The following is a 26,656-nucleotide window of genomic DNA, read 5'->3' as shown; positions in this document are numbered from 1 at the left end:
CCTAGGAGTTGTTAGATTTCCGTTGAAGCAGACCCTAGGTAATAATGAGTCCCGTTGTTAGCGGCGTCGGGAAATCGGCGAATCCTTGCAACCATAGATCGCACACCCGCGGTTATAATGCCAGCAATCCGCGTGGTGGGGAGCGCCACACTTTTCACAATAGATGATTTCTTCCGCCGCCGGTGGGAGCCCACAGACTTGGCAGCTTGCCTCGGCTCCAGCGTTGCCGGGTCGGGTGGGGGAAAAGGCGATCCCCGCTTCCGTCTCGGCCATCATCAAATCGTAGAGCTGGACCGTTGTGGCAAACCACGCGGTCACCGGGGCGAGCTCGCCCGTCGTCAGGATGGCCTGGGAGTAAAAATGTCCACCCGACGCTTCGACCCACACCCACTGTGACTCGATGGCTGCGGTCGACTCGAGCCGACGTGCCACTTCTCGCAGCTGCTCGCTGCCGCTCGCCGGATCCATCGTCCCGATGGGTTGAGTGGGTCCAGAATCGGAAAAGCGGATGCGCGTCGGCGTGGACCAAGCGACGCTCGGACGGCCCTGCCCCCACGGGGCGCGAAATTCGGCCGCGTAGCGAGTGCCGAACCAGGAGATGCAGCGGAGGAAAACTCGCAGCTCGCGCCCGCCGCGGTGGAGGACCACGGTGTTCGGGGTGATGACGCCGCCGTTGAGAAAGCGACCGCCAGCCTCGCGGGCCAACCGGCGGAGCGTGCGTTCGGCTCGGCGGGGCCCGATCCGCACAAGGCACCAAAAGAAGATCGCCAGCAGGATGGCGGTGAGAATCCACCCGTTCACGGCACGTTCTCAAGGGACAACAGAGGAAAAAGGAGCACGGTCGGCTGGAGGTTTAGTGCACTGGAGGTTCAGTGCACTGGAGGTTCAGTGGTCGCGGCTGCGGTCGCCCGCTGGGATTCTCGCTGGGATTCTCGCTGGGATTCCTGCTGGGATTCCTGCTGGGATTCCCGCTGAAAGTCTTGCTGAGATTTTCGCCGGGTGGCCAGCGCGGTGACCAGCCAGCCGACGATGAGACCACCGGCCGCTCCGGCGAGTGCCGCTCGCCAGTCGAGCCAGGGAGTGGTCAAGGTTGCTGGGGAGAAATCGTCCGAAGGGGCGTCGCCCGCGGGATCGTTCGCTGCCGAAGCGGCCGCTAGATCGGCCCGCAGATCGGCCCGCAGGTCGGCCAGTTGGCGCTCCGCCTGGTCCAACTGCTGCGTCGAGCGGGTCAGCTTTTGCTGGGTTTGCTGACGTTCTTGACGCTCGGTCTGCAGTTCGGTGGTTAAGGTGTCGACCCGCGAGAGCAGCCCCAGATTGGTCGCCCGAAGTTGTTCGTTCGCCAGCGCCGTCTCGCGCCACGACTGGGCAGCCTCTGTGGGGCCGTCGCTGGCGATCTTTCCGATCAGCTCGTCGACCACGGCTTCGCGAATCCGGATCGCTTCCGAGGGGGACGGTTCCGGATCGGCCGCGAGCGGTGCGGGATCGGGACGGCTCGAGAGGGCGACCAGGATCGCGAGCAGGATCGCCAGCTGGCCCCCGAGCAGTCCCGCGGCCAGAGCCATCCAGCCGCGAGTGGGTCCAGACGCGTCGCCTCCGGTCGTCACGATTATCGGTGGCGTTTGGAGCGAGGGGAACGCGGCCGTGCGGTTCGATCCGAGAGGGCGTTCGGGAATGGAGGAGGCAGGGGACATGGTTCCAACTCCGGAGAAGTAGGCGGCCCAGGCGGCCAGTTCGGTCTCGCGCCGGCGGTGCGCGTACAGCTGGTACACGTCGAGCCGTTGGGGCGGGCGGTCGCGAGGACTGCCGCGGCGCACGAACAGCCCGGTGTCGCCGCTGGTCGGATCGATCACCAGCGCCACGTCGTCGGGATGGGCAAAGAAATGGTCGCAGATGAAGATGTCTTGGTCGCTGAGGAACACGCCCCAGCCCGGATGGGTGTGATACCAGCCGACGATTTCCGTCGACTCGGGAAGTTCGGCTCGCCGGGCGTTCAGATCGGCCCAGGTCTCGTGCGTGAAGCGGAAGCTGCCGCGAGTGGCCCGGTAGTGCCGAGCGCGGAGCGAATCGACGATCATCACCCAGGGAGTCCCGTCGGGGTGCTGACCGCGGCGACCGAGCAGCAGCCCCCCGAGCTCGATGCTGGTGTTCTCTGCAGCGTGTTGCTGCATGTCGAGAAAAGCTTCGAGGGCGATCGAGACGTGGGTCGCCGGGGGGGCTGGTGAGGCTGGTTCTTGCGTAGGGAGAGTCCGCACGATCGCGGCGGTCGCCAGGTGGCCGTTGCGATCCGGAGCCAGCGGAGGCGGTTCGGGGAGGTGTTCTTGCACTTCCCCAAACTCGAGATCGTCGGTCGAGCCGCTCATGGCTCCGCCTCCCCGGACCGCGAGGCCGCCTCCTCCGAGGGAGCGCCCGGAAGAGAGCCCGTGGGAGCGAACGTCGGGTCGGCGAGCCGGAACCGCCGTGGGCCGGCAGCGAACTCGAGCGTCACGATGTCCGCCGCTGGAATCCCCAGCTCCGAGAGCTTTTTCTCGCTCAGCTCCGCCGCACTGGTGGCGACGTCGCCGACGATCTCCGCGGTCATCGTCGCTCCGCAGCTCGGGCAGACCGCTTCGCTCGCGCGCGTTGCCAATAACCCTTGCAGCAGCGTTTGCTCGTGGCCGCACCCACCACAGGCGAACCCTCGGACGAGGTCGCGATGGAGTCGCAGGCGAAGCGGGGCATCGTTCACCGCTCGGGCGGCTGCGGCGAACAGCTCGGCAGCGGTCGACTCGGCGGTGACTTCGGGCAATCGCTCGGCCGGATCCCACGGATCGTGGCTGAGGCACGCTTCGTGGCGCGGCAGGTTGGTGCGATAGACGTGATTGGTCATCCCGTGAAAGACCATCGCCGAGGAGGCCGACGTCGACTGGGCGTGCACCAGCTTGAGCGCTTCCTGGACTTGCCAACCGGCCATGATCGAGGCGATGGTGGGAGTCGTGGGAACGCGTCCCCGCCGCACATCTTCCTGGCGAAGCAGCGGGCAGGAGTAGCGGAGGTTGATCAAGCGGTAATCGGCTTGCTTCATCCCGCATTCATAGCAGGTGCCGTCGGGCGGCACGAACACTTGCACGACGCCGCTGATCTCCTGGATTCCCGCGTCGATCCAAGGTGTTCCCACGTGCCAGCAGCAGCGGTTGACCCATAGCCGGGCTTCGCGATTGTCGAGGCAGCCGAGGACGATGTCGGCATCGGCAAACCAGCCGAGTCCAACCCCGCTGAGCACATCGCTCGCTAGCGGAGTGATCTGGATCTGCGGATTGATCTCTGCCGCCCGCTCGGCCGCGACTTCGGCTTTCCGTCGCCCCGCGTCGGAGGCGCGAAACAGGACCGAGCGGGAGAGGTTCGAGGACTCGACCGTATCCATGTCGACCACGGCCAGGTGCCCCACGCCGAGCAGCGCGAGATTCTTGATCGCTTCATTGCCGAGCGCCCCGGCGCCGACCACCAGGATCCGCGTTCGGGACAGCCGCTCCTGGTCCCACCAAGGGATCAGCCGCAGCGATTCAAAGCGGTCGCCATCGTCGATTCGCAGCAGCTCGGGAGCGGCGTCGTTCAAGGCATTCAGTCGAGAAAGAGGATATCGGGGGGCGGTGCGATTCGAGCGGCGTCGGCGCTCGCAGGGCCGGCAGTCCGCGAGGCGGAATCGCGAAGCTCCCGCGGGTCGAGCGGCAAGCGGTAGGTTCGCTGGGCGAGCAGCCACGCCGCGGCCTGCTGGTTGTAGGGGCTGCGGGTGTCGTAGTTGGCGAACCGGAGCATGTCCCAGAGCATCTCGCAGAGCCGATCGAGCTGCAGGCTCGGAGCCCAGTGGGTGCCCCAGCCACCCAGGCAGACCGCACCGGCAGCGCTCACGTTAGGATGGAACAGCGGGGTGAGCCACCGCATGTGCGGAGCGCTCCGCGGATACTCGGCGACCAACTGAATCAGCACTTCATGCTCGTCGATCCCCCGGACCTCGAGCTGGCCGCGGTGCGAGCTGGCCTGCAAGCTCGGACCGCGAAAGCGGACGCGGTAGACTTCCGCCGCGCCGTCTCGCGGAAGCGGAGCGGGCGTCGTGAAGCTGAAGATCGTGCTCTGCTCGGCGAGCGCTTCGAGCCGCTGGCGATCGCTAGCCAGCCGCCGCTGGCGAGGGCCGAGCGTGGTCATCGAGGGCTCCACGGGATCCGTAAAGTCGGGAGCGCCGGGCCCGCCCCAGCGACGATCTCCGGGTAGATGATCAAGTGATCGCCAGTCGCGACTCCCGCTTCGACCAGCGACTCGTCCTCGCGCAGCCGCCGTCCCCCTTCCTTGTGGTCGAGGCTATAGGTCATCGGCTGGCCGTCGGGGCCGGTGACGGGCAGGTTCAGCTTGGTAATTAGATTCGGGACGATGCGGGCCACGGTGACCGAAGGGGCAATCATCGCCTCCACCGATTTCGCACCGGTCTGGTCGAGAAACGTCACGCGAACGCCGGGAGGTGCGTCGCGTGGAGGATCGCTGGAAACCATGCTCGACCTTTCGCGTAGGAGGGACAGGGGATCGTGGTGATTCGTCAGCCGGGGCGGATTCTTGGTAACCAGAGTCGCCGGGGAGTGGCCCGAATTGCATCAGCCGCCGAGCGCTAGCCCGGATTATTCATCAGCCGCCGGGCGCTAGCCCCCGGTTCTCGAAAACGCCGCAAGAACCGGACGCTAGCGCGTGGCGGCTGATTTTATTGACCGGTGCCTACTGCTCGCTCGGGGTCTCGGCATGCCGTGTGGAGCGGACTTGGATCTCCAGTTGTCCGAGGCTCTGCATCACCGGAGCGACCATCGCGTACTCGGTGCCGCTCGCCAAATTGTCGCTGACCAGGGTGATCCGATCGGCCGCGGCCAGGCCGTCTTGCATCGTACCGTCGAGCGGCAGCCAGCCGCCATCGACGTGAGCGAGCGTCCACATGTGGAAGGCCATCGCGGGGCCCTCGGTCGAGTCGACGTACATCAAACCTGCCGCGACGCGGGCTGGGATGTCGCGGGCCCGGCACATCGCAGCGAGCAACACCGCATGTTCGGTGCAGTCGCCTTGGCGGCTCGCGGCGACTTCGGCGGCTGAGGAAAAGCCGCTCTCGAGATTCTTTTCGCTGATCGTGGTGTAGACGAGCCTCGCAAGCTCTTTGGCGAGTGCGACCTCGTCGGTCGCTTCGGGGATTGCCGCCAGTTCCTGGACACCGCGATTGGTGCTTTCGATCAGCGGATTGCTGCGGCGGTCCTCTTCGCTCGGCGGCAAGCCTGCGAACTGGCGATCGAGCCCCTGCTCCACGGTCACTTCAAAGACCTCGCCCTCCGCCTGGCGAACCCGCTGGCCCGGAGCGTCCTGAAGAAACCGCGAGGCCAGCTGGGGATCTTGAGTCTGGACCGCAAAGACCGTCTCGCGAAGCTCGCGCGGCCGCTCGATCGGCGCCTCGAGCGGGATCCGCGACTGGACCATCAAGTCGATCTCGGGCGTCGCGAACTGCTTTGCCGTCTGTTCGTCCGTGCGGAAAATACTCAGCCCGAGGCTCGGGGCGTACGACTTCAGCACGTTTCCCTCAGCGTCAAACCAGAGGTGCATTTTCAGTAGCGGGTTGCCCTCGATCGAGGAGATCGATTCGGCCTCCAAGAGCTGTTCCGGTTCGGCGCTGAGCAGCGGGACCGCGGTGAGGCCGGCGCCGCGGACGTCGAGCACGCCGACCTCGTAGAACATCGGGGCCAGGGCTTGGATTCGCCGTTGCTCGCCTGCAGCGAGCGGTTTTTCCTTGAGCGATTGCTGCAGGGCCAGCAGCCCACCGATCGACCGCTCCCACTCGATCCGCCGCTCCTGCACTTGCGGTTCGGCTTGCCCTGCCCGCTGGGTCTCGATCACCAGCTCGTCGCCTCGGACTTCGCCCCGCGTCTCGGTTCGCTCGCCATTGACGTCGAGCAGCGCTTCGAACCGCAGCAGGCGGCCGTCGAGCGTTTCGTAGCTGGTCTGCTGGAGGTGCTGGTCCAGGATCGAGTCGCCTCGGCGAAGCCGCATCCGCTCGGTCACCTGGTAGCGGATTTCGTCGTCCTTGGCTGTCGGTTCGGCGTGGATGTGGCTGTAACCGATCTGTTCGCCGCTGAGGAAGTACGCATCCCACAGATCGAAGGGCGCCTCGAGGGCAAACACAAGCGGCTTGCCGCTGGTCGGCAACCCGCTGGGGAGCGACGGCGGGGCTGGCGGCGGAGAGGGTACCCGCGGCCGTTCGGGAGCCACGTGCTCAACTTGGGGCCGTGGCGGCCGGTCGCACCCGAGGCCGAGCAGCAGCAGCCCGCAGAGCCACCAGGAGCCGGCGGCGAGGCGAGCGATCGCTGGAGTGGGCTGAGGCGTGGGGGCTTCCAAGCGGTGAATCATGGCATCCGAGCGAGGCGGGGAGAGGAAACGAGGCGCGACCAGATTCTTTATACCCGAAGCTCCAGTCGAGTTGGTACGAATCGCCTGCAGCGGGGGGCTGGCGGTCGTGTTGTGCCGGTCGGGCGGGATTTACTGGGGGGTGCCGCGCCGACTCGGCCCAGTTCTCTTCCTCCCGGTCGGTCTGCCCTTGCGATTGTGACCTAGCGTTGGGTGTTGATCGAAACGATCGACTTGGCGTGTCCCCGCAATCGGCCGCCCCCCCTCTGCAAAGTGGGCGAGCGGAGCCGAGATGATTTGAAACCGACCGAGAGCAAACATGGGTTTTCTCAAACGGATCCTCCGTAGCACTGGACCAGAAGGGTCCATGCGTTTGGGTACTGCGAACAGCTTCGATCAGCTCAGCGACGAAGAGTTGCAGGCACACATGGGCATCGATCGGTACGGCTCGTTCGAGCTGACCGAAGCGGTTCGCCCCTCCTACGACCTGCAGGTGGTACCGCGGCAAGGATTCCGTCACGACGAGTACTGCGACGAAGCGAGTGGCGATCGGATCCCGGTCGTGATGGCCGCGGCCAGCCGCGACTTTCTGCTCGACGTATTGATGGATCTGATGGAGACGCTCGGCCCCGTGGTCGACGTGGTGCTCGAAAGTAGCCATCAAGGAGGTCACGGTCATCGCGATTACTACCGCGAGCACATCGACATGCCAGTGCTCCAGAGCGTGCTGGTCGACTTCGAAGATCTGCTGCTCAACGATGGCTGCTGCGGAATCGCGATCGTCAATCCGCGCCGCCGTCAGGAAGTTCAGCTCGACGAACACAAGCTGCTGATTGCCTACGGCGAACCGCTGCAAGAATTCGAAGCCCGGCTGATCGAGCACGACGTCTATCCCTCGCCCGATATCCGCTTCATCACCGAAGCCGAACACGTTCACAGTAGCAGCGAACGGTTCGCCCGCGAATTCGACGTCCTCCGCTCCCGCTTGGGGATGGATGTGGAGTACTGAGTCCTGAGTCCTGAGTCCTGAGTACTGAGTACTCCGTACGGCGTTATCCGCCGCGGTAGAGCCCGTTGGCGGCGATGTACTCTTCGACCGCCCGCGGGGTCCGGAAGCGGATGCTGCGGCCGGCGGCGATCCGCTGCCGCAGTTCGGTGCTGCTCAGGCGGATCTCGGGCATCGGAACCAGCCGCGGGCTGAAGCCCGCCCGCTCGGGCTCGTCGAGCAGCTCGGCGGCACGGGCGAAATCGGGGGCCGGTTCGCCACCGCGGAGGACCACGCCCAGCGGAACGCGCCGCAGAAGTTCCGCCGGTTGGTGCCACAGCTCAAGCGTGGCGATCGCGTCGGCTCCCATCAATAACACCAGCTCATCGCCCGGCCACCGCTGCTCGAGGGCGGCGACCGTCTCGATCGTGTAGCTGACCCCGCCCCGCTCAATCTCCAGCGTCTCGAGCTCGAGCGTCTCGGTTCCGGCGATCGCCAAGCGAACCATCTCGCTCCGCGCCGCGTCGCTGGCTCGCGGCCCCGAGAGCTTCAGCGGCGACGTGGCCGTGGGGACCAGCAGCACGCGGTCGAGCTCCAATTGCTCGCGGCATGTATCGGCCAAGATCAGATGGCCCACGTGGATCGGATCAAACGACCCGCCAAAAATCCCAATCCGCAACCCCATCGTCTCGAAGTCCCCCTCCCGCTCTCGGCGTCAATTCCCCCTCGCTGCGTCGCCCATTCTCCACTGGGCCGGTGTATTACGTCACCCTCCCCCTCGGGCATTCGAGCAGTTCAGTCACACAGTCGTTTAACGGCAAGCCGAAGGCGACTGCTTTTTGAAACACCGTCGCCTTCGGCTTGCCGTTAAACGATTTTTCCGCGCGCGGTCTTGCTGCGTTTTTGCCGATTTTTCCTTGCCGCTTTGACCAAAGGTGTCACTCGCCGGGCGGATAATCCTCAGCAGATCCCCCGGCGTTGCGGCGGATCGGTTTCGGCGATTCGATCCTGAGGACCAGAGCGATGTCAGCTCCTTCAGCGACTCCTCCCCAGCAACTGGGTGCTTCGGCAATTCCGGCGGCGGACGTTATCCTAGGAGCTCCCGTGGTGACTTCTCCTCCTGCGCTGCCCCCGCTGCTCATGGCTCCCTCTCCGAATAATCCCCGAGCGGCGAACGAAGATCGAGCGGCGAACGAAGATCGAGCGGGCGAGGAAGTCCAGCAGGGAGAGTTGTTCGAGCGCGATGCGCCGCCGTGGGAAATCGAAGCGGACGACGCGACGGTGGCTGCGGGAGTCGTCTTTTCCGAAGCCCCGCACGGGCCGTTTCACTATCGGGTCCCGCCGCGGTTGGTCGACTCGCTCGCTCCCGGGATGCGGGTCCGCGTACCGCTCGGCCGCAGCAATCGCACGGTCCTCGGCTGGTGCACCGAGGTCGGAGCGGGACTCCGCCCGGCGCGATCGATGAAGGATGTCGCCGAGCTCGTCGACGACGACCCGCTGTGCAGTCCGCAGATGGTCAACTTGGTGCTCTGGATGAGCCACTACTACCAGGCGCCGCCGGGACAGGTCTTCGATGCGCTGATCCCGGCGGGAGTCCGCGGCGGGGCGGGAACTCGCGAGCGGACCTTCGTCAAACCGACGCCCCAAGCGCTCGACGACGCGGTGGTCGACGCCTTGCCGGTCAAGCAGCGATCGGCGCTGCGGCATTTGATCGCCGCGGCCCGGCCGCTGACGACCAGCCAATTGGCGACGCTCGCCGAGTGCACCGAGGATCCGATCCGGCGGTTGCGGAAGAAAGGTTTTTTGACGGCCGAAGTCAAACGCGTGATGGAAACCGGCGGCGCGCTTGCCCCGCCCCGCCCTGCCGCCGCGCTGCCTCGCCTCGAGTTGACCGACCAGCAGCGGATGGGGCTGGCGCGGATCAATGCGGCGATCGACGCGGGCGGGGCTCACAATCTGCTGATCCACGGCGTCACCGGCAGCGGCAAGACCGAGGTCTACATCCGCGCGATCGAACACCTTCGGCGGCTCGGCCGGCAAGCGATCGTGCTGGTCCCGGAGATCAGCCTGACGCCGCAGACGCGGCAGCGGTTCGAGGACCGCTTTGAATCGGTCGCCGTCCTGCACAGCCAGATGTCGCCGTCCGAGCGGCATTACCACTGGCAGCGGATCACCGCGGGCGAAGTGCACGTGGTCGTCGGGCCCCGCAGCGCCGTCTTCGCCCCGCTGCCGAACCTGGGGCTGATCGTGATCGATGAAGAGCACGACGCCTCGTTCAAACAAGACACCGTCCCCCGCTATCACGCCCGCGACGTCGCCCGGCGGCGAGCGGCGATCGGCGGCTTTCCGCTGGTGCTCGGCTCGGCGACCCCCTCGCTCGAGTCGTGGAACGCGACTAAGAGTGGGCGAGCCACGCTGGTCCAGATGACGCACCGGGTCGAGAACCGCCCGCTGCCCGATGTCCAGCTCGTCGATCTACGGATGAAGGACCAGCGGAGCAGCGGATCGATCAGCCGCCCGCTGCACCAGGCGATCCAGCAGACGATTCGCGACCAAGGCCAAGTCATCCTGCTGCTCAACCGCCGCGGCTTCGCGACCTCGATCCAGTGCCCAGCCTGCGGCCACGTCGTCGGCTGCCCCGACTGCGACATGCCGCTGACCCACCACCGCGACGGCAGCAAAGCGATCTGCCATTACTGCGACTACCAGATCCCCACGCCGCCGTGGTGCCCGGAGTGCAAGTTCGACGGGATCCGTTATGGAGGGCTCGGCACCCAGCGGCTCGAAGCCGAGGTCAAGGCCCGCTTTCCCGAAGCCCACCTGGCTCGCATGGACAGCGACACGATGCGGAAGCCGGGGAGCCACGAGCGGGTCCTCTCGGCCTTCCGCCGTGGCGAGCTCCAGATTTTGCTGGGCACGCAGATGATCGCCAAAGGGCTCGACTTCCCCAACGTCTTGCTTGTCGGCGTGATCAATGCCGACACCGCCTTGCACTTTCCCGACTTCCGCGCCGCCGAGCGGACGTTCCAGTTAGTCACGCAAGTCGCTGGTCGCACCGGGCGCGGCGACCGCGGCGGCCGCGTGCTGGTCCAGACCTACACCCCCGAGCACCCGGCGATCCAAGCGGCCGCGCGACACGACTACGAAACCTTCGCCAAGGAGGAACTCGAGCAGCGACGGAAGTACTCTTACCCGCCCCACGGCCGAGTCGCGCGGATCATCATCCGCGGCTCCGACGAGCGGGCCACCGAAGCGTTTTCCGAATCGCTCGTCGAACGCCTTGAAGCGGTCCGGACGCTCAAGGGAGCCGACGTGCGGATCCTCGGTCCCGCTCCGCCGCCCATCTCCCGACTCCGCGGCAAGTTTCGCTTTCACGTCTTACTGCAGTGCGGCGACGCGGCCGTCTTGGGAGGCGTGATCCGCCGCGCCGCGGCCGATCTCAAGCCGCCTCCCAAGTCCGATATCCAGTTCGTGATCGACATCGATCCGATGGACATGCTGTAGCCGCCCGGCAGGCGAATCGTTTAACGGCAAGCCGCAGGCGACTGCTTTTTAAAACACAGTCGCCTTCGGCTTGCCGTTAAACGACTGTGTCACAAACCGCCGTCTGCTGCTGACGTACTAATTACTGCTTGCCCTTGGTGACTCCGTCCCAGTCGTCGGTCCGGAACGGGGTCAGCGGCAGGTCGGTCTGGCTGTACATGTTGACGACCGGGTTATCGGCCCAGCCGTAGCGCACGGCGACCGGCTCGGAGACTTCGCTGCTCGAGACCTCGATCCGCCCGTCGGGGAGAATCTTAGCATCGGCCCAGACGAACTTGCGGTCTTCGCCGGCGATCGCAAAGCCGCGCGGCTGCGGGACGTCGAACGGACGCCAGCCGGGACCGACGTGATCGAAGCTAAGGATCGCTTTGGAGCCCTCGATCTCCATCGATTTGAACCGCGGGCTCTGGAAGGGAATCTCGATCCCGTACTGGTTCGCCAAGGCCCAGCGAGCCAGCCGCAGCGCGACGTCGTACTTGTTGCGGGGGTGGATGTCCTTGCCTTCACCAATGTCGATGATCACCGCTTCCCCCGTGTGGGGCAGCTTGTCCATCGTCATCGTCTGCGCTTCGCGGAGCTCGGCCCAATCGCTTTCCTGCGGCTCGGCCGTTTCGGCGCGGAAGTCGGCTAGCTGAACCCAGTAGAACGGGAAGTCGCCTTGGCCCCATTCCTCCCGCCACCGGGAGATCATCAGCGGGAAGAGGTCGCGGTACTGGTAAGCCCGACCGGCGTTCGATTCGCCCTGGTACCAGATGGCGCCGCGGATCCCGTAGCCGAGGTGAGATTCGAGGACGCCGTTATAGATGTTTGCCGGCCGCTGGTTGCCTCCCATCGCCCGCATCAGATTCGTCAGCTCTTTCTTCTGGTTCGCATCCAGATCATCGCGACCGGAGAGCTCGGCATAACGATCTTCCATCGACTTCCAGCGTTCCATCAGCCCGTCGAACCGCCCGTCCTCTGCGAGCGTCTTGCGATCGACCCAGGCTTCCGCCGCCGAGCCGCCCCAGGCGTTGTTGATCATCCCGACCGGGACGTCCAATGTTTCATGGAGCTGGCGGGCGAAAAAGTATCCGACGGCCGAGAAGTTTCCGACCGTCTCCGGCGAACACACCTGCCACTGCACGTCGTGCGTCCAGATCGGCTCCTGCGAACCCACTTGGGGGAAGTTGATCATCCGGATCTGTGGGTAATGGGCCGCCAGCCGTTCGAGGTCGGGGTTGGTCGAACGATCCACGGTCCAGGCCATGTTCGACTGGCCGGAGCAGACCCACACTTCTCCGACCAGCACGTCGTCGAACTGGACCTTGTTGTTGCCTTGCACGACGAGCGTGTAGGGACCGCCGACCTTGAGCGGTTCGAGCATCACGTGCCAGCGACCTTGGTCGTCGGCTTTCGCTTGATGGGTCTGGGAATCGATCGTGACAGTGACCGCCTCACCTGGCTCCGCTTTGCCCCAGACTTTGTTCTGTTGCTTCTGCTGCAAGACCATCGAACTGCTGAACACATTTGGCAGTTGCACGTCGGCGCTGGCCGGTGCGGCCAGGAGCGAGGTGATCAGGACGGCGGCCGCGATGTGCCGGAAACGCTGAAGCATCGTGAAGCTCTCCCAGGGGGGCAGGAAACGAAAGGCGACAGTGTACCGGGTTCCGGAGCACCGTTGTCGCTCATCGCTGGTTCGGGCGTGCCCCTCCGATTACCAGCCGCCACTCGCTCGACCGGATTATTCATCAGCCGCCGGGCGCTAGCCCCCGGTTCTCGAAAATGCCGTGAGAACCGGACGCTCCCATAGTCGCCTTTCGCTCCGCGAAAGTAGCGCAGGCCCGCAACTTTCGCGGAGCGAAAGGCGACTATGCACCGCAACTTTCGCGGAGCGAAAGGCGACTATGCACTGCAACTTTCGCGGAGTGAAAGGCGACTATGGCCGCGAGAGCTAGGGGGAGAGCCGCTTCCGCTGCCAGCCGCCGGCGTCTTCGCGGAGGTACACGATCCGATCGTGAACTCGGTCTGGGCGGCCTTGCCAGAATTCGTAGCGGTGGGTCAGGAGTCGATAGCCGCCCCAGCTCTCCGGCCGCGGAACCTCTTGCCCTTGGTACAGGGCATCCAGTTCGGCGACGCGGTCCTCGAGCACCTGACGGCTGGCGACGACCGCCGATTGCTGGCTCGCCAGGGCACCGAGCTGGCTGCCTCGCGGGCGGCTTTGGAAGTAGCGATCGCTGAGTTCCGGATCGACCTTTTCGACGCGCCCCTCGATGCGGATCTGGCGTTCCAGATGGGACCAGTAAAAACAGACTGCCGCCGCGGGGTTCTCGGCCAGCTGCCGGCCCTTGTCGGAGTCGTAGCTGGTGTAGAAGAGGGGGGAGTCGCCCTCAAAGCCTTTGAGCAGCACGATCCGGGCGGCGACTCGTCCCAAGGAGTCGGAGGTCGCCAGCGTCATCGCGTTTGCTTCGAACCAGTCCCCCGGCGACGAGTCGAGCGCTTCGGCGAACCAGCGATGGAACTGCTCGGCCGGGTCGGCGGCGACCTCCGCTTCGTCGATTCCGCCGCTCATGTAGATCCGTCGCATCTCTTCGTAGTTCCGCGCCATCGTTCCCGTCGCTCAAGGTTTTGCCGTGATTTTGTGAGGTCTGTTGAGCCGTCGGCGCTAGCCTCTGTCCGAAAACCGAGTGATTTCAGTCTTTTGAGCCGTAGGCGCTAGCCTCGGGCCTCGCTGGCCCGGAATTTTCGCTGCAGCACCCGCGGCTAGCGCCGTCGGCTCAAGATTTTCTGACAGAGCCCAGCGCCGTCGGCTCAGGATTTTCTGCCACAGCCTCGCGTCGCCTAATCGTAGACGTTTCCGGGGGAGCGGTGGCACATGCTTTGCCACTTTAGGGGGCAAAGCATCGAAGCTTGCCAAGGGGGACGAGGAGGACAACACATGATCGCAGCAACGATGGGTGCGAAGACCAAACGCTCGGCGAAACTGTTGACGGTCCTCGAACCGTTTTGCGGCGCCGTCGTGGTGATGCACGACAACCCTGATCCCGATGCGATTGCAAGCGGCTGGGCGATCAAGTACCTGCTCGAGAACCGCACCAACAAACCAGTGCGGCTGATCGGTGGCGGGGCGATCGTGCGGGCCGAGAACCGCCAGATGGTGAAGCTGCTGAGCCCGCCGATCGAGTTGCTCGACGAGCTGCGTACCGACGAGCGAACTGCGGCGATTCTCGTCGATTGTGGTCTCGAAGCGACGAACCACCTGCTCGGCAGTGCCGCGATTCGGCCAGTGGCGGTGATCGACCACCACGCGCCCCTGGAGGGGCACCCCCCCGCCCATCGCTCGCGGCGGACGAAGGGCCGCCGGGGTGAGCAGGGCCATCGAGGTGAGCAGGGCCAGCCGCCGCGAGTGTTCTTCGACGTCCGTCCGCACGTGGCGGCGTCTGCCACGATTGCGGCTACGTACCTGCGCGAACAGGGTTTGGAGCCGCCAAGCGATTTGGCGACGGCGCTGCTGTATGCGATTCGCACCGAGACTCGGGGCAGCGAGTGGGGGTATTCACGCATCGATCGGGCGGTCCTTCCCTGGTTGACGCGGCTGGGGGACCCTAGCGTGCTGGCCGAGATCGAGGAGGCCCCGCTGACGCGCGGCTACTTCAGCGACCTTGTCCTGGGCTTACAGAACACGTTCGTCTATGGCGATGCGGCGTTCTGCATGCTGCCCCACGCCGAAGGGCCCGAAACGGTTGGCGAGTTGGGCGATTTGCTGATCCGTTGCGAGGGAATTCAACGAGTGCTGTGCGGGGCCGTGTTCAACGCCGACGTACTCCTCTCGGCACGAACGGCCCGCGACGCTGGAAACGCGACGCTGCTGCTGCAGGAGACGATCCGCGGCCTCGGCCACGGGGGAGGTCATCTGCATCGAGCCGGCGGCAAATTGGCAGCCACTGCCGCCGGCCATCGCGTGCCAACCGCCATCCAGGACCAGCTGCGGAGGCGGTGGCTGCGGGCCTGCGGGGTCAGCGGCGAGGACGGCGAGCAGCGGCTAATCGATCGAAACGCCATCATCGGGAATCTCGTCTAGGAGCGGCCCGAAGATGCAGCCCGGAGGAGCAAGGCTCTTCCCGAGGGATGTATGGAAGACCGCCAAACGACCTCCAAGCGAATCACCACGGCTCTGGTTCAATACCTCTCGGCAATCTTCGAGGCTTGTGGCGGTCAAGCCGTCTTTATCTATTCCGATGCGCTCGGTTGCGAGCCGCTTCCTTTGCCCCCGGAGTTGGCCAGCAAGGCTTACTACATCTGTCGGGCGGGAAGCCCGGCCGGAGCCCTCGACCCGGCGCGGATTATTCGGATCCCGAACGTCAATCTCACACGCATCGGGCTGGTGAAGATGGGTGTGTTTCTCACCTGGTCGCACGGCGTCGTCCGCCGCGGCGACACGGTCATCTGTGTGACCGGAGCTTCCGACAGCGGCCGGCTCGACACGATCGTCGTGGCCGAAGTCGGATGGGGAATGGAAGGCCTCAGCACCCATGGTGACGAGCGGCTGCCGGCCGACGTGATGCCGCAGGTTATCGAGCGGGTGATCGACATCGCGGCGGAGCTCGGCAGCGAAGGGCGGGAAGGCAAGCCGGTCGGCGCCTTGTTCGTCGTCGGCGACACGCCCAACGTCATCCGGCTCTCCAAGCAGATGATCATCAATCCGTTCCGCGGTTATCCCGCCGAAGAGCGGAATCTGCTCGACCCCAACCTGGAGGAGACGACTAAGGAACTGTCGGCCATCGACGGAGCGTTCATCATCGAAGGAGACGGCGTCATCGTCACCTGCGGCAGCCTCCTCAAAACCGGGCCCCAGCAGGTCGAGTGCATCCTGCCCCACGGGCTCGGCGCCCGCCACCACGCCGCCGCCGCAATCACCTCGGTGACCAATGCGATCGCGATCACCGTCAGCGAGTCGACCGGTACGGTGACGATCTTTCGCCATGGACAAATCGTCACCGAAATCGAAAAGCCCAGGAATCCGCGACGGCGGGAGTTCTGAGCAGTTGCGGTTGACAATCTAACCACCATGATGGGGTGCTCGTAAGCGAGTGGCGCGCTGCTTGCTATTTTCTCCTTTAGCGTCCTTCGGGCTGTCAATTTTGCAGTGACACCCAGGAGTGGGGCACCACACGTACAAAATCTCACAATTGGTTTCCGTACCTTGATCCTAAGGAGCGACTGCGATGGCATCGATGCGATGGGAGCCGTTGGCGGAAGTGAATCGGCTGCGGAATGAAATGGACCGCGTCTTTGGTCGCTATGGAGATCGGCGTTCATCGCCGCTGGCGGCCCCGGCCTATCCCCCCATGAACCTTTGGGAAGACGACGACAACTTGTTCTTAGAAGCGGAGTTGCCAGGCGTCGGCCCCGAGGATCTCGAGATCTATGTCACGGGAGGCAATCAGCTAAGCCTTAAAGGGCAGCGGAAACGTCCCGAAACTCCGCAGGGAACGTGGCATCGCCAAGAACGCGAGGAAGGCAGCTACAGCCGAATGCTTGAGCTCCCCTGCCGAGTCGACAGCGAACACGTTTCCGCCGAATTTCGCCATGGTGTGCTGACTTTAACCTTGCCGAAGAGTCCCGAGGTGAAGCCGCGGCGGATCACGGTGAAAGCGGAGTAAAGTCTACTTTCGGTTAAAAAAATATATAGGAGGATTTTGCGATGACTACAGCGATGACCCGAGCCCAAGTGGGAGGAGACAAGCCGCAGCGCGAAGCGACTCGCCAAGCGACGTACATGCCCCAGTTCGATATCCAAGAAATGGACGAGGGATTGGTGCTCTACGGAGATATGCCAGGCGTCGGTCCAGAGGATATCGACATTCGTTTTGAAAATGGCGAGTTGTCGATCCATGGAAAGGTGGCTCCGCGGCAGCAGAATGTGAGTTTTCTCTATCGGGAATATGGAGTGGGAGATTACCACCGCACCTTTGCCGTTGGCGAGTCGATCGACGTCGAGAAAATCTGTGCCGAAATGCGTCACGGTGTGCTGACGATCCATTTGCCGAAATCGGAGAAAGCCAGACCGAGGCGGATTGAGGTGCGAGCCGAATAACGGCTCGCCGAGGGGGGAAGGTGTCCTTTTGTGGAACTGTTCAGGAGGTAATGAACCATGTTCGAGAAATTACTCCCGCACCGGCAACAACAGCAGGGCGGGCTCAAGCGGCGGCAGGAAGAGAGCCATCCCCTGGCTCGCTTTCGCCGCGATTTCGATGAGCTCTGGGATCGCTTCCTCGAAGAAGGAGCGACCGGTCTCGGCTTCCCCGGTGATCAGTCGTTGATCGGCGGCCAGGTCGAGTGGGACGATCAGGAGAACGAGTACCTCGTGCGGGCGGAACTGCCGGGGTTCGAACCCGATGAAATCGACGTCAAGCTCGCCGGCAACGTGCTCACGATGACGGCGGAGCATCGCGAAGAGCAAAAAGAGGGAGATAACGGTTACCGCCGGTACGGTCGTTTCTACGAGTCGTTCACGCTGCCGCAGAACGTGCGGGAGGAAGAGATCGATGCGCGCTACCACAATGGCGTGCTCGAACTGCGGCTCCCGAAGTCCGAGAGCAGCCAAGCGAAACGGATTTCGGTGAAGGCCGAGTAGAAGAGCACGCGCGCGGGGTACGTCAGGCTCGGTCGAAAAACCCTGAGCCGACGGCGCCAGCGCGAATTGTTCATCAGCCGCAACGCGCTAGCGTCCGGTTGTCACGGCGTTTTCGGGAACCGGGGGCTAGCGCCCGGCGGCTGATGAATAATTCGGGCTATCGCGTGGCGGCTGATTTAGCTGATTTAACTGTGACCTGCTCGGACTTTCCGGGGCCCGGTTTTGGCGGTTTGCGCAATCGTGCGGATTTGGGTGCGACGGGGAAAAGTTTTTCGTCTGTGGCGTCCCCTCGGCCGCAACCATTGGTCCGCAACTTGCGATTTTCCTAGGGACTGATTGGTTTGGTCTGTCAGTTTGGCAGTGCTTTCCCTCTTACCTTTAGGTTTTGATGGCAAACCTTCCCATGTCCGATTCCTTCACGGGGAAATTGCTCGTTGCGTCGCCCAGCATGGTCGACCCCTTGTTCGGTCGATCGGTCTGTTTGGTCATGCATCACGATGAAGATGGGGCGATTGGCGTCTTGCTCAACCGGCCCTTGCAGCCGGGCCCGGAAGAGCTCTGGAAGCTGCTCGATGCGGGCGAATCGCGGATTCCGCGGCCGAATAACCGCAGTATCCATTTTGGGGGGCCGATGGCGGGGCCCGTCGTCGCGTTGCACGCCCAGCAGAAATTGGCGGAAGCCGAGACCGGCTCGGGCGTCTATGTCGCGGCTCAAAAGGAGCATCTGCAGGAACTCGTCTCGCACACCGCCGACGGTCCGATGCGGTTGATCATCGGGCACGCTGCGTGGCAGAGCGGGCAATTGGAAAAGGAGATTGCTGCCGGGGCTTGGTACCTGCTGCCGGCCACCGCCGATCGCGTCTTTGAGGCGGATGAATCGATGTGGCCCCATCTGGTTCGCAGCGGAGTCGGTCATTCCCTAGCGTCTTGGGTCGGAGTCGACGATACTGAGTGCGACCCTCACCTGAACTGATATGACCGAAAAGAACACTGAGCCCTTTATCCTCCAGCGTCGTCGGCTGGGACGGATCCGGCACATCGACGAAAGCGGCAAGTACGGCTTCATCGAAGCGGAGGACTACCGCGAGGACGTCTTCTTTCACGTGACCAAGTGGGAGCCTGCCGGACCTCGCGACGCGACGCCACGCAAAGGGCAGTTCGTCGAGTTCGAGATCGACGAGCTCTATCGGCGCGCCGAAGGCAAGCTGCGGGCCCTCGTCGTCCGCGGCACCAGTCGCCCCGAGGGAGCCAAGCTGCTCGCCAAAAGCGCCCCCCACTTGCAGGTCCAGCACCATCCGAAGGCGCGGCAAAAGAAACCCGCCTGGCGACGCAAGCCCGAGTGAACGGGCGATAAGAGATCACCCTCCCGCCGGGAGGGTGCGATGGGTTTGACCCGCGAATAGGAGACCCTTAGTCGCCTTTCGCTCCGCGAAAGTAGCGATTCCGCGCTACTTTCGCGGAGCGAAAGGCGACTATGCTTCCTCCGCCTCGTCCTTGGGAGCCGGCTCGGCTTTGGGGGCTGGCTCGTCCTTAGGGGGCTTCTTTTTGGCTGCCGCCACTTCGGTTTCGAGCGTGCGGATCAGCGAGGGGCTGATGTGCTTGACCAGCAGCGTCCGCGTCTCGCCGAACATCGTGTCGATCTTCCGCTGCTCGCTGCGGTTGCTCGACTTGATCACGGTTTGGGCGACCGCCATGTCGTTGGCGATCTTTTCGTAGCTCGGCTCTTGGCGGAGCGCCTCGAGTAATTCGGTCGCTTCGTCGATTTCGCCATTCTCCAGCCGCAAGCGGATGCGGGCGGCGAGCAGGCTGCGGATCGCGACCAAGTCGATGATCGCGTTCTGGACGCCTCGGATGTAGGCTTCGGCCTGGAGGCGAATGTCGTCTCCGACCAGATCCGCGGTCTCCATTTCGGTCAGCCCCGGGACCAGCGGCAGGCGAGCCAGGACGGCTCCCCCGTTTTTGACGTACAGCAACCGCATCGGAGAGTCGGCTTTCTCGACCCGCAATCGACCGTCCCAGTCGGTGTGGCCGATCAGCCGCATCTCGTCGGACTCCAGGTCGCGTTCATACACGTCGTAGCCAACGAGCGGCGACTCGGGATCACCCTTGGCATGCAGCCGGAGCGTCGTGGCAGGACGCGTGGTGCGGACTTTCAGAGCGATCCGTTCGGTGCGGCTGTTGCGACGACCGGCCAGCGCTCCGGCCCGCCCGGAGTGGATCTGCATCGAGACCTTCGAGTCGCTCTGCTCGGTGACGGCCAGGTAGGTCCAATCGATGACCTGCAGGAACATCGGCTCGCCCATGCGGTCGTTCTTGCGGATCATCGGCTGCAGATAGTCGCCGACGGTGATCGCGGCAGGAGAGTTCTTGGCGGTGATCAGGCTCCCGGCCCGCACGCGTCCCTGACCCTCCCGGCTGCCGACATCTTCGACTCGCACCATGGGGGCAAAGGCGTTCGAAACCGCGCGAGCGATCGCTGCGGGGATCTCCTCCGCGTCGCCGGCGATTTCGCGAATCTCGGGCCCCGGATAACGCATCAGGCAATCGAGTTCGCGAGCCGCGACATCGGCTCCCATGCCACGGTCTTCGAGCGAGACGAAGAAGAACTTGTCGTAGTTCTCCAGCATCGCTCCGACGCGTCCCTCGACCTCCAGTTCGATCAGCTTGGGTTCGGGTTCCAAGCCGATCGCCATCCCTCGCGGCAACAGGACAGCCTCGGTCGCTTCCTCGGACCACAGCGACTGGACCGTCAGCAGATCGCCCTCGACCGCTTCGAACCGAGCGACCGCCCCGTGCAGCGTGGGGTTGCTCGCTGCTTTGCCTCGCTCGGCCACTTCGGCGGCGTGCTCGGCGGCGACGCGGATTCGCTGGACCTTTTCCGCCAGATCGCTCGGAAAGCGAATTCGGGCGGCGTTCTCGTGATCGCGTTTGAGGGCGATCACCGGATCGTTCGCCGTCAGAGAGTCGTAGGTGATCGAAGTCAGATCGCGGCGGGCCATGGCGGTCAAACCACGCGGTGCGGCCGCCACGTCAGTCCGCCACAGAGCGGCAAAATCGCGATCGAGAAACTCCAGCAGCGGCTCCCGCAAGTGTTCCTCGACGCGCGCGGTGTCGGCGCCGGCGATCCAGATCATCACCCGGTAGGGATCGTAATCCCAAGGCAACTCGGGCTGCTCATCGGCGCGGCTCGAGCGAGGCGTGAGCAGCAGGAAGCAGAGAACGGACAGGATCCAAAGAGTGCGGTTCATCGCGCCAACCTCCAGCGATCGACGTTCTGGTACAGCGACACGATATTCGTTCCGACTCCCGAGAGCTCGCTGCGGTAGGCGTAGGAGTCCACCAATTGCCACAGCGGGATCACCGGCAACTCGTGATGCACGATGCTGTGCAGATCGAACAGCCGCTCGCGAACCTCTCGCCAATTGCGAGCCGATTCGAGCCGCCGCAGCCCGAGCCCGATCAACTGGTCTTGGCTATGGGCCAGCCCCTCCGGACCGAGGACGCGGCGGGCGTCGGTGATCGGCTCCCACAGCGCGACCGTCATGTAGACCAGGTCAGCGGTCCCCGCCTCGGGCTGCGACACGCCGGTCGGCAATTCGACCAACTCGACCGGGATTTCCAGCATCGTCAGCTGCTGTTTGATCGCTTGGCAGGCGATCCGCGCCAGGTCGTCTTGCGGGTGGGCGATCCGCAGCGGCGTCAGCTCGGGCGGGGTGGTTTTGGCTCGATCCGCTTCCCCCTTCAGGCGTTGCTCGGTCATCGTCGAGAGCAGCTTGGCCAGCCGCGGCTGGTAGGTGCGGGCGGCGATCGATTCGTCGTAGGCATACGCCAGCGGATCATCCGGCGTGACTCCAGCCGGGAATGGCCCGGAGATCACCCGGCAACCAGGAAGCGACGTGTTGCCGAGCAGCTCGCCCTTCAAAATGTCTTGGCGGTTGATGCCGTAGACGAGTGCCCGGCGGAACGTCCGCTCGCTCAAGTACGGATGGTCCGAGGTCGGGATCAGCAAATGGACCGTGGGCAGCGGGTAATTTTCCACGCGGATGTTGGGAGCATCGCGGAGTCTCGCCGCATCGGCTGGAAACAAGTGGTCGAGCACATCCAGGTCGCCTCGCAGGAGCGAAGCGACTCCACCGGCCGCGTCGTCTTGCTGGACTTCGGCAACCTCTCGCGGCCGTCCTCCTTCGTAGGGAAGGTCCTCGGCCAGCAGGTAGCGGGTGACGCCTTCTTCGTACTGCTCGTCGGCCACTCGGTAGGCGCCGGTTGGCGAGTTCTCCGGAAGACCCACCCAGCTGCCATCGACTTTGACCTGCAGCAACGACTGCGGGAGGACGTGCGGGCGACGCAGAAAGATGTCGAGCCGCTTCGGTCCGGGAACCGCCAGCGAGTCGACGACGCCGGCCCAAGCGGGGCGGTAGTCGGACGAGTCGCGGAGAGCCAGCGACGTGAGCCGGTCGGCCACCGAGAACGAGCTGATCGCCGACAGCGGACCCTCGAGCCGTTCCGGGCGGAACTCCAGATTCAGCTCCAGGCGGTCGGGCGATTGGCTGCTGTCGCCAAACAGGAATTCGTACTCGCCCCCCTCGGAGCCGGCGTTCCGCATTTCGAACAGCGCGCGGTACACCAGGCTGCCGGAGCGGCGGGCGGGCCAGTTGTCGATCCGGGTCGGGTCGAGCACCGTCGCGGTCTGCAGGACTCCGACGTTGACCAGCGGATAGGCCTGTTCAATCTCTCGGACCAGCTCCCGGCCGCCGGGAATCGCCGGATAGAGGTGGTAGCTGTCAAGCGCCAAACGCCGGGCTTCCCGCCAGCGGTTCGCATCGCGGGCGGCGAGCGCCTCCTCGCGTTTTTCCTCGGCCAGCTTCAGGAACTTGGCGTCCCAGATCGGAATCGATTCGACCTCTTCGGGGCGGTAGTCCTCTTTGAGGCGGGCGAGCAACTGCTGGGCATCCTGCAAACGCCCCGCGTCCTGCATCGACTGCATCAAGCGATCGGTGATCTGGCTGATCGCGCGGAGGACTTGGTCGGTGCGATATTCGGGAGCGAAGGCACGCAGCGATTCGAGGATCGCCAACGTCTTGCGGGCGTCGCCGTCGGTGTATTCCGCCGCGGCGTTTTTCAGCAGGTACTCCTTCCGCAGCTCCCCGACCTTCGGCAGATTCGGATTGTCGCGATACAGCACCGACAGGAACGGATAAGCGGCACCAAACTCTCCGGCCGCCATCAGCCGCTCGGCTTCCTTGAGCAGCCGATCCTCCCAGAGCTCGATCGATTCGATGGAGGTCCACTGGGCCTCGTAGGTTTTGCCAGGCAGGCCGAGCACGCTGACCGCCAGAGTCCCTTTGGGGTCTCGAGGGATTTTGCGCCCGGGGAAGTCGATCGGCATTACCTTCGCCCAGCCGCCTCCGGACCTCTCGGTAAACCGAATCAGGTCGTACGGCTCGGTCTGCAGCAGCTCGATCCCTTCCTGCTCCGGTTCCCCTTCGGTGGCGTAGTTCGCGGTGATCTGGGCGAACGCCGAACGGCTGTCGAGCAGGCAACCGCCGACCAGCAGAGCGAGGCCGAGCAGCTGGGTTACGCCGAGCAGCTGGGATAAGCCGAGCCGTTGGGCGGTCCAGTCGCGGTTCATCGATCGAAACAAACTCATCTCGGGTTTCCTCAGACCTCAGGGCATCTCGACGATGAAGACGATTCCCTCGGAACCGGGGACCAGTAAACGCGAACCGAGTGGGAGCGGATTGCCCGAGAGGGGCTGGCCGATTTCGACTCGCCCGGTCTCTTCACCGCTCGAGGGATCGATCGCCACGAGCCAGCCTTCGGCACCGGCGACCAGCAAGCGGCCATCGACGATTTGAGGCGTCGCGACCGGTTGACCGCCGGGCAACTGGAGCGACCACATCTCTTCAGCCGCCTGGTCGACCCGCCGTAGCTTGCCGTCCTCGGTCTGCAGCAGCACGGCATCTCCGACGGCCACCGGCCCGAAGACGATCCGCCCGCCCATCATCCGTTGATGCGACTCCTCCAAACTGGTCGTGCTGAACGTGACCAGCGTATCTCCGGCGGCCCCGGTGACCGCGGCCATCCAGCTTCCTTGGATCGCCGCGGCGGGACCGACGAACTGGTGCGTGACTTCCTTGCTGCTCAGCTCGCGGACTTGCTCGCCCGCGCGGAGCCGATAGAGCATCCCGCGGCTGTCTCCGATCAGCACCTGGTCGGGATCGGCCGGACTGGTGACCGGGGTCGTCCAGCGGACTTTCTCGCCCGGCTTGGCGGGAGGCTGGAAGGGGCTCCCCAGCGGCATCCCGGTCTGCCAGTTCATCAGCACGATTCGGCCGGTATCGAGCGGCATCAGCAGCCCGCCGGCGACCAGGATCGGGTCCGCCTCGGAGTTGCCCGGGGGCATCGAGAGCGTCACCAACCGCAGCTTTTCGCTCGAGCGGGCCGGATCGAAGAGGACGATCTGCTCGGCCGATTCTTGATTGGTCAAGATGTAGCGGCCGTTGTCGGCGTCGAGCGGATCCTCGAACCGCATTGCCACCCCTGCCCCGCCTGGATTTTCGACCGGACCGGCTGTGGTCTCGTTTTCCAGAGCTTCGCTGTCGAGATGGTAGAGCGCCGCCTGCGAGGTGATCGCGTAGATCGACTGCGTGGCTCGATCGGCCGTGATCATCGCCGTCGGAACGCCGACGTCGGTCTGCCAAAGCATTTGGGCATCTTCGGGCCGCGAGGCGGTGATCCGCACGCCTTGCGTGCCCCGCAGCTGTCGAGCGTGGATCAGCGTTTGACCCATCAGGATCGGCTTGGCGATGAACCGGTCTCCTTCGTGGCGAACCCAGTCGCGGACGACTTTGCCGGTGTTGATCTGCAGTTCGAAGCGACCGATCCGCGTCCCGGTGACCCACATCTGATTGCGGCCCACGGTCATCTGCGTCTCGGTCGGCCGATCGTAGGTCGCGACCTGTTCGGCCACCCGCGAGACCTTGTCCCGTTCGGCGCTCGGCTCGACATCGAACACGGCGACTTGGCCGCGGTCGGTCAGCACGATCAGCCGCCGCCCTTGCACTTCGGGCGAGACGGTGACGTTGCCGGTCAAGCGGAAGTTGCCTTGCGCTCGTTCGACCTTCCCCGTTTGCTCGTCAACGCGAAGGATGTGGACGAGTGCATAATCGCTCCCCGCGTTCTCGATCACGAACAAGTGTCCGAGCAAGGGAACCGGGGGGACGCGGATCGTTCCCGCTTCGTGGCCGATGTAGTACGACTGCAGGCACTGGCCGTCGCCACTCTCGAGCACGTACAGGTTGCTGTGTTCGGCTGGCAGGAAGAGGTGCCCGCCACGATCGGATTTCCCAGGACTGACCTCGAGCGGTTGCGGGATCTGGCGCCCCCACTTTGCTTCACCGCTCTCGGCGTCGAGGGCGAGCAGCCGGCCCGAGGTGGTCGAGGTGTAGATCGTTTCGTCGTCGACCACCGCCTGGGTGAACGGTTCGCCAATTTGCGACCGCCACTGCACCTCGTTCTCCGCGATCCGCTGCAGCTCGCCGTCGCGGCCGTCGCTCAACAGCACGCCGTCGGCGGCCGATTCGCCGAGTGGCAGTGGAGCGTTGTCGTTTTCGTAGCCGACAAACCGCCGCCAGAGGACTCGGCCGTCATCGGCGGCCAGCGCCAGCACCGAACCGCGGGCCCGAATGTAGACCACGCGATCGGCCAGCTCCGGAACACCGCTCCCGGTGCGGTTGGCCAGCAGCACCGAGCGGAATTCGCTTCCGGCAACCGGCTCGCGGCTGACCGCCGGGAGCGACTCGAGCGGCTTGACGAGCGATTGCTGGATGCGGCTCGCCTCGAGCACCAGTTCGGACAACCGCGCATCGTCTCGGAGGCGTGGGTAGCGACGGACCAGCGAAGTGCGGACGTCGTAGGCTTTTTTCGTCTCTTGGGCTTTGAGCGCCGATTCGATCGCCGCAATCGCCTCGGCCAAATCGCGGTCGCGGTTGATGTCCCGCTGCACGCGAGCTCGCGTTTCTTCGATTCCTGCGATCCGCGGACCGAGCGTCTGACGCAAACTGGTGCTGACATACAGCGGGTTTTGCATCAGGGCGAGCAGCTCGTCGAGCTGGCCGAGCGTCGCTTGCTTGTCGTCGGCGACCGTCAGCGAGTCGGCTTTTTGGGCGATCTGCGAACCGATGTCGACCAGCAAGCCAGCCACGTCGGTGCGTTCGTCTTCGAAGGCCGGCTCGTTCTCGATCGTCGGCAGGATCTCCTGTGCTTTGACGAGGGCCTGGGTGGGATCCGAGGCGGATTGTTTGGCGATGAAGATGTCGGACAGCCCGATCCGGACTTTGGCCATCGAGGACTTCTCGTCGACGTCGCCGTAGGCATCGAGGAAGTCGCGATAGACCTCTTGGGCTTTAGGAAAGTTTTGTTGGCTGTAGAGCCCATCGGCGCGGGCGATGAACTCTTCGGAGCTGGTCCGGTCGAGCACGTAGTAAAGCGCGGCACCGGTGGCGAGCAGGACGGCGATCACGCCGACCGTGCCGTAGATCCAGATCGAATCCCAGACGTTCTTGTGCGATTTGCGGCGGTCGCCGACCGGGACGACCGGGTGCGGGGCGAGCGAGGCCATGTCCTCGACCGCTTCGCCCTCCTCGATTGCTTCGGCTTCGGCGATCTCTTCGCCTTCGTCCCAGGGCTCCGCTTCGACGAGCTCGTCGTCGCCAGCCTCTTCGTCGATGATCGCCGCTTCGGCGAACTCGGCGTCGTCGGCCGCCAACTCGTCGGCCTCGTCGTCATCGAGCACCATCGCCGTGGGGGGGCCGCCTTTGGGAGCCGCTGCTTCGTCGGCCAGCGACAATTCGCCCTGGCTCGAGGCCGCCTCGGCAGCTCGCTCGTCGCCGCCCCCCTCGCTGAACCCGGAACTCCGCAGTTCCCCGATCAGCTTCGTGGCTTGGAAGCGGGTCAGGTGGCCGTTGTCGACCAGCAGTTTAGCGACCGCCTCGGGGGTGACGCGTGCACCGCTCTCCTCCAACTGTTGGCGGAGCGCTTCGATGATTTCCTGATCTAGCAGGCCACCCGTTTCCAGGCGGTCGATCAATTCGCGAACCAGCATATGCGTTCAAACA

At 64.6% G+C, this 26,656-nt stretch carries 21 protein-coding genes; 9 read left to right on the top strand and 12 right to left on the bottom strand.

Translation table 11 applies throughout. The annotated features are described in order from the left end of the window. Positions 1-57: 57 nt before the first annotated feature. The 6 genes from GNK13_RS14380 to GNK13_RS14355 all read right to left on the bottom strand — a co-directional run bounded on the left by GNK13_RS14380 (position 58) and on the right by GNK13_RS14355 (position 6,402). Complete coding sequence (locus GNK13_RS14380) at positions 58-801, bottom strand: RING finger protein (protein WP_164103244.1); 744 nt, start codon at positions 799-801, stop codon at positions 58-60. A gap of 68 nt (positions 802-869) precedes the next feature. Continuing rightward, positions 870-2,360: a Mov34/MPN/PAD-1 family protein gene (locus GNK13_RS14375; protein ID WP_164103243.1), complete on the bottom strand. Its 1,491-nt coding sequence runs from the start codon at positions 2,358-2,360 to the stop codon at positions 870-872. Further along, positions 2,357-3,592 (bottom strand): ThiF family adenylyltransferase, encoded by a 1,236-nt coding sequence (locus GNK13_RS14370; RefSeq protein WP_164103242.1) that lies wholly within the window; start codon positions 3,590-3,592, stop codon positions 2,357-2,359. The genes GNK13_RS14375 and GNK13_RS14370 overlap by 4 nt, the downstream gene beginning before the upstream one ends. Positions 3,593-3,597: 5 nt before the next feature. Next, positions 3,598-4,179 carry a ubiquitin-conjugating enzyme E2 gene (locus tag GNK13_RS14365; protein ID WP_164103241.1) on the bottom strand — a complete coding sequence of 194 codons (582 nt, stop codon included), beginning with the start codon at positions 4,177-4,179 and terminating at the stop codon, positions 3,598-3,600. Continuing rightward, entirely contained in the window at positions 4,176-4,520 is a 345-nt protein-coding gene (locus GNK13_RS14360) for an EsaB/YukD family protein (RefSeq protein WP_164103240.1), read from the bottom strand. The genes GNK13_RS14365 and GNK13_RS14360 overlap by 4 nt, the downstream gene beginning before the upstream one ends. A 217-nt stretch (positions 4,521-4,737) precedes the next feature. Further along, on the bottom strand, positions 4,738-6,402 hold the full coding sequence (locus GNK13_RS14355; RefSeq protein ID WP_164103239.1) for a transglutaminase-like domain-containing protein: 1,665 nt from the start codon (positions 6,400-6,402) through the stop codon (positions 4,738-4,740). 364 nt (positions 6,403-6,766) lie between these two features. Here GNK13_RS14355 and GNK13_RS14350 point away from each other — a divergent pair, with 364 nt between their 5' ends. Further along, complete coding sequence (locus GNK13_RS14350) at positions 6,767-7,408, top strand: hypothetical protein (RefSeq protein WP_235935172.1); 642 nt, start codon at positions 6,767-6,769, stop codon at positions 7,406-7,408. Positions 7,409-7,451: 43 nt separating this feature from the next. Here GNK13_RS14350 and nadD read toward each other — a convergent pair whose 3' ends face one another. Next, positions 7,452-8,069, bottom strand: a complete 618-nt coding sequence (nadD, locus tag GNK13_RS14345) for a nicotinate (nicotinamide) nucleotide adenylyltransferase (RefSeq protein ID WP_235935171.1) — start codon at positions 8,067-8,069, stop codon at positions 7,452-7,454. 455 nt (positions 8,070-8,524) lie between these two features. Here nadD and priA point away from each other — a divergent pair, with 455 nt between their 5' ends. Further along, positions 8,525-10,888, top strand: coding sequence for a replication restart helicase PriA (gene priA / locus GNK13_RS14340; RefSeq protein ID WP_164103255.1), 2,364 nt, complete (start codon positions 8,525-8,527; stop codon positions 10,886-10,888). Between the two features lie 121 nt (positions 10,889-11,009). On the opposite strand, the gene GNK13_RS14335 is transcribed toward priA, so the two are convergent. Beyond that, positions 11,010-12,521 carry a sialate O-acetylesterase gene (locus GNK13_RS14335; RefSeq protein ID WP_164103237.1) on the bottom strand — a complete coding sequence of 504 codons (1,512 nt, stop codon included), beginning with the start codon at positions 12,519-12,521 and terminating at the stop codon, positions 11,010-11,012. Positions 12,522-12,857: 336 nt separating this feature from the next. Beyond that, a complete protein-coding gene (pdxH, locus tag GNK13_RS14330) occupies positions 12,858-13,511 on the bottom strand; it encodes a pyridoxamine 5'-phosphate oxidase (protein WP_164103236.1) in 654 nt (217 codons plus the stop codon). A 330-nt stretch (positions 13,512-13,841) separates the two neighbouring features. Between pdxH and GNK13_RS14325 the strand changes: the two genes are divergently transcribed. The 7 genes from GNK13_RS14325 (at position 13,842) to GNK13_RS14295 (ending at position 18,883) form a co-directional block, all read left to right on the top strand. Continuing rightward, on the top strand, positions 13,842-14,984 hold the full coding sequence (locus tag GNK13_RS14325) for a DHH family phosphoesterase (RefSeq protein WP_164103235.1): 1,143 nt from the start codon (positions 13,842-13,844) through the stop codon (positions 14,982-14,984). Between the two features lie 51 nt (positions 14,985-15,035). Continuing rightward, a complete protein-coding gene (locus GNK13_RS14320; RefSeq protein WP_164103234.1) occupies positions 15,036-15,944 on the top strand; it encodes a DNA integrity scanning protein DisA nucleotide-binding domain protein in 909 nt (302 codons plus the stop codon). Between the two features lie 184 nt (positions 15,945-16,128). After that, positions 16,129-16,566 carry an Hsp20/alpha crystallin family protein gene (locus GNK13_RS14315; protein ID WP_164103233.1) on the top strand — a complete coding sequence of 146 codons (438 nt, stop codon included), beginning with the start codon at positions 16,129-16,131 and terminating at the stop codon, positions 16,564-16,566. A gap of 41 nt (positions 16,567-16,607) precedes the next feature. After that, entirely contained in the window at positions 16,608-17,000 is a 393-nt protein-coding gene (locus GNK13_RS14310) for an Hsp20/alpha crystallin family protein (protein WP_235935168.1), read from the top strand. Positions 17,001-17,057: 57 nt separating this feature from the next. Then, positions 17,058-17,540, top strand: a complete 483-nt coding sequence (locus GNK13_RS14305) for an Hsp20/alpha crystallin family protein (RefSeq protein WP_164103232.1) — start codon at positions 17,058-17,060, stop codon at positions 17,538-17,540. Positions 17,541-17,943: 403 nt separating this feature from the next. Further along, entirely contained in the window at positions 17,944-18,513 is a 570-nt protein-coding gene (locus tag GNK13_RS14300; protein WP_164103231.1) for a YqgE/AlgH family protein, read from the top strand. Between the two features lies 1 nt (position 18,514). Then, the gene (locus tag GNK13_RS14295) at positions 18,515-18,883 is read left to right on the top strand and encodes a cold-shock protein (protein WP_164103230.1); all 369 of its coding nucleotides are present in this window, start codon (positions 18,515-18,517) and stop codon (positions 18,881-18,883) included. Positions 18,884-19,012: 129 nt separating this feature from the next. On the opposite strand, the gene GNK13_RS14290 is transcribed toward GNK13_RS14295, so the two are convergent. From GNK13_RS14290 to GNK13_RS14280, 3 genes are read right to left on the bottom strand one after another with little or no spacing between them, the layout of a single operon-like run. Continuing rightward, complete coding sequence (locus GNK13_RS14290; protein ID WP_164103229.1) at positions 19,013-20,788, bottom strand: hypothetical protein; 1,776 nt, start codon at positions 20,786-20,788, stop codon at positions 19,013-19,015. Further along, positions 20,785-23,187 carry an ABC transporter substrate-binding protein gene (locus GNK13_RS14285; RefSeq protein ID WP_235935166.1) on the bottom strand — a complete coding sequence of 801 codons (2,403 nt, stop codon included), beginning with the start codon at positions 23,185-23,187 and terminating at the stop codon, positions 20,785-20,787. Before GNK13_RS14285 ends, GNK13_RS14290 begins: the two co-directional genes overlap by 4 nt. A gap of 18 nt (positions 23,188-23,205) precedes the next feature. Further along, complete coding sequence (locus GNK13_RS14280) at positions 23,206-26,643, bottom strand: outer membrane protein assembly factor BamB family protein (RefSeq protein ID WP_164103228.1); 3,438 nt, start codon at positions 26,641-26,643, stop codon at positions 23,206-23,208. Between the last annotated feature and the right edge of the window lie 13 nt (positions 26,644-26,656).

The sequence above is a fragment of the Candidatus Laterigemmans baculatus genome, assembly GCF_010367455.1.
Classification (GTDB): Bacteria; Planctomycetota; Planctomycetia; order Pirellulales; family Pirellulaceae; genus Laterigemmans; species Laterigemmans baculatus.
Note: the sequence above shows the minus strand (reverse complement) of the source record. Positions and strands in the feature narration are given on the sequence as shown.

Bases quoted from the DNA above. Each gene is read 5' to 3' on its own strand.
- GNK13_RS14375 (WP_164103243.1), bottom strand. From the start codon at position 2,360: ATGAGCGGCTCGACCGACGATCTCGAGTTTGGGGAAGTGCAAGAACAC.
- GNK13_RS14365 (WP_164103241.1), bottom strand. From the start codon at position 4,179: ATGACCACGCTCGGCCCTCGCCAGCGGCGGCTGGCTAGCGATCGCCAG.
- GNK13_RS14360 (WP_164103240.1), bottom strand. From the start codon at position 4,520: ATGGTTTCCAGCGATCCTCCACGCGACGCACCTCCCGGCGTTCGCGTG.
- GNK13_RS14355 (WP_164103239.1), bottom strand. From the start codon at position 6,402: ATGATTCACCGCTTGGAAGCCCCCACGCCTCAGCCCACTCCAGCGATC.
- GNK13_RS14350 (WP_235935172.1), top strand. From the start codon at position 6,767: ATGCGTTTGGGTACTGCGAACAGCTTCGATCAGCTCAGCGACGAAGAG.
- nadD (WP_235935171.1), bottom strand. From the start codon at position 8,069: ATGGGGTTGCGGATTGGGATTTTTGGCGGGTCGTTTGATCCGATCCAC.
- priA (WP_164103255.1), top strand. From the start codon at position 8,525: ATGGCTCCCTCTCCGAATAATCCCCGAGCGGCGAACGAAGATCGAGCG.
- GNK13_RS14335 (WP_164103237.1), bottom strand. From the start codon at position 12,521: ATGCTTCAGCGTTTCCGGCACATCGCGGCCGCCGTCCTGATCACCTCG.
- pdxH (WP_164103236.1), bottom strand. From the start codon at position 13,511: ATGGCGCGGAACTACGAAGAGATGCGACGGATCTACATGAGCGGCGGA.
- GNK13_RS14325 (WP_164103235.1), top strand. From the start codon at position 13,842: ATGATCGCAGCAACGATGGGTGCGAAGACCAAACGCTCGGCGAAACTG.
- GNK13_RS14320 (WP_164103234.1), top strand. From the start codon at position 15,036: ATGGAAGACCGCCAAACGACCTCCAAGCGAATCACCACGGCTCTGGTT.
- GNK13_RS14315 (WP_164103233.1), top strand. From the start codon at position 16,129: ATGGCATCGATGCGATGGGAGCCGTTGGCGGAAGTGAATCGGCTGCGG.
- GNK13_RS14310 (WP_235935168.1), top strand. From the start codon at position 16,608: ATGACTACAGCGATGACCCGAGCCCAAGTGGGAGGAGACAAGCCGCAG.
- GNK13_RS14305 (WP_164103232.1), top strand. From the start codon at position 17,058: ATGTTCGAGAAATTACTCCCGCACCGGCAACAACAGCAGGGCGGGCTC.
- GNK13_RS14300 (WP_164103231.1), top strand. From the start codon at position 17,944: ATGTCCGATTCCTTCACGGGGAAATTGCTCGTTGCGTCGCCCAGCATG.
- GNK13_RS14295 (WP_164103230.1), top strand. From the start codon at position 18,515: ATGACCGAAAAGAACACTGAGCCCTTTATCCTCCAGCGTCGTCGGCTG.
- GNK13_RS14290 (WP_164103229.1), bottom strand. From the start codon at position 20,788: ATGAACCGCACTCTTTGGATCCTGTCCGTTCTCTGCTTCCTGCTGCTC.
- GNK13_RS14285 (WP_235935166.1), bottom strand. From the start codon at position 23,187: ATGAGTTTGTTTCGATCGATGAACCGCGACTGGACCGCCCAACGGCTC.
- GNK13_RS14280 (WP_164103228.1), bottom strand. From the start codon at position 26,643: ATGCTGGTTCGCGAATTGATCGACCGCCTGGAAACGGGTGGCCTGCTA.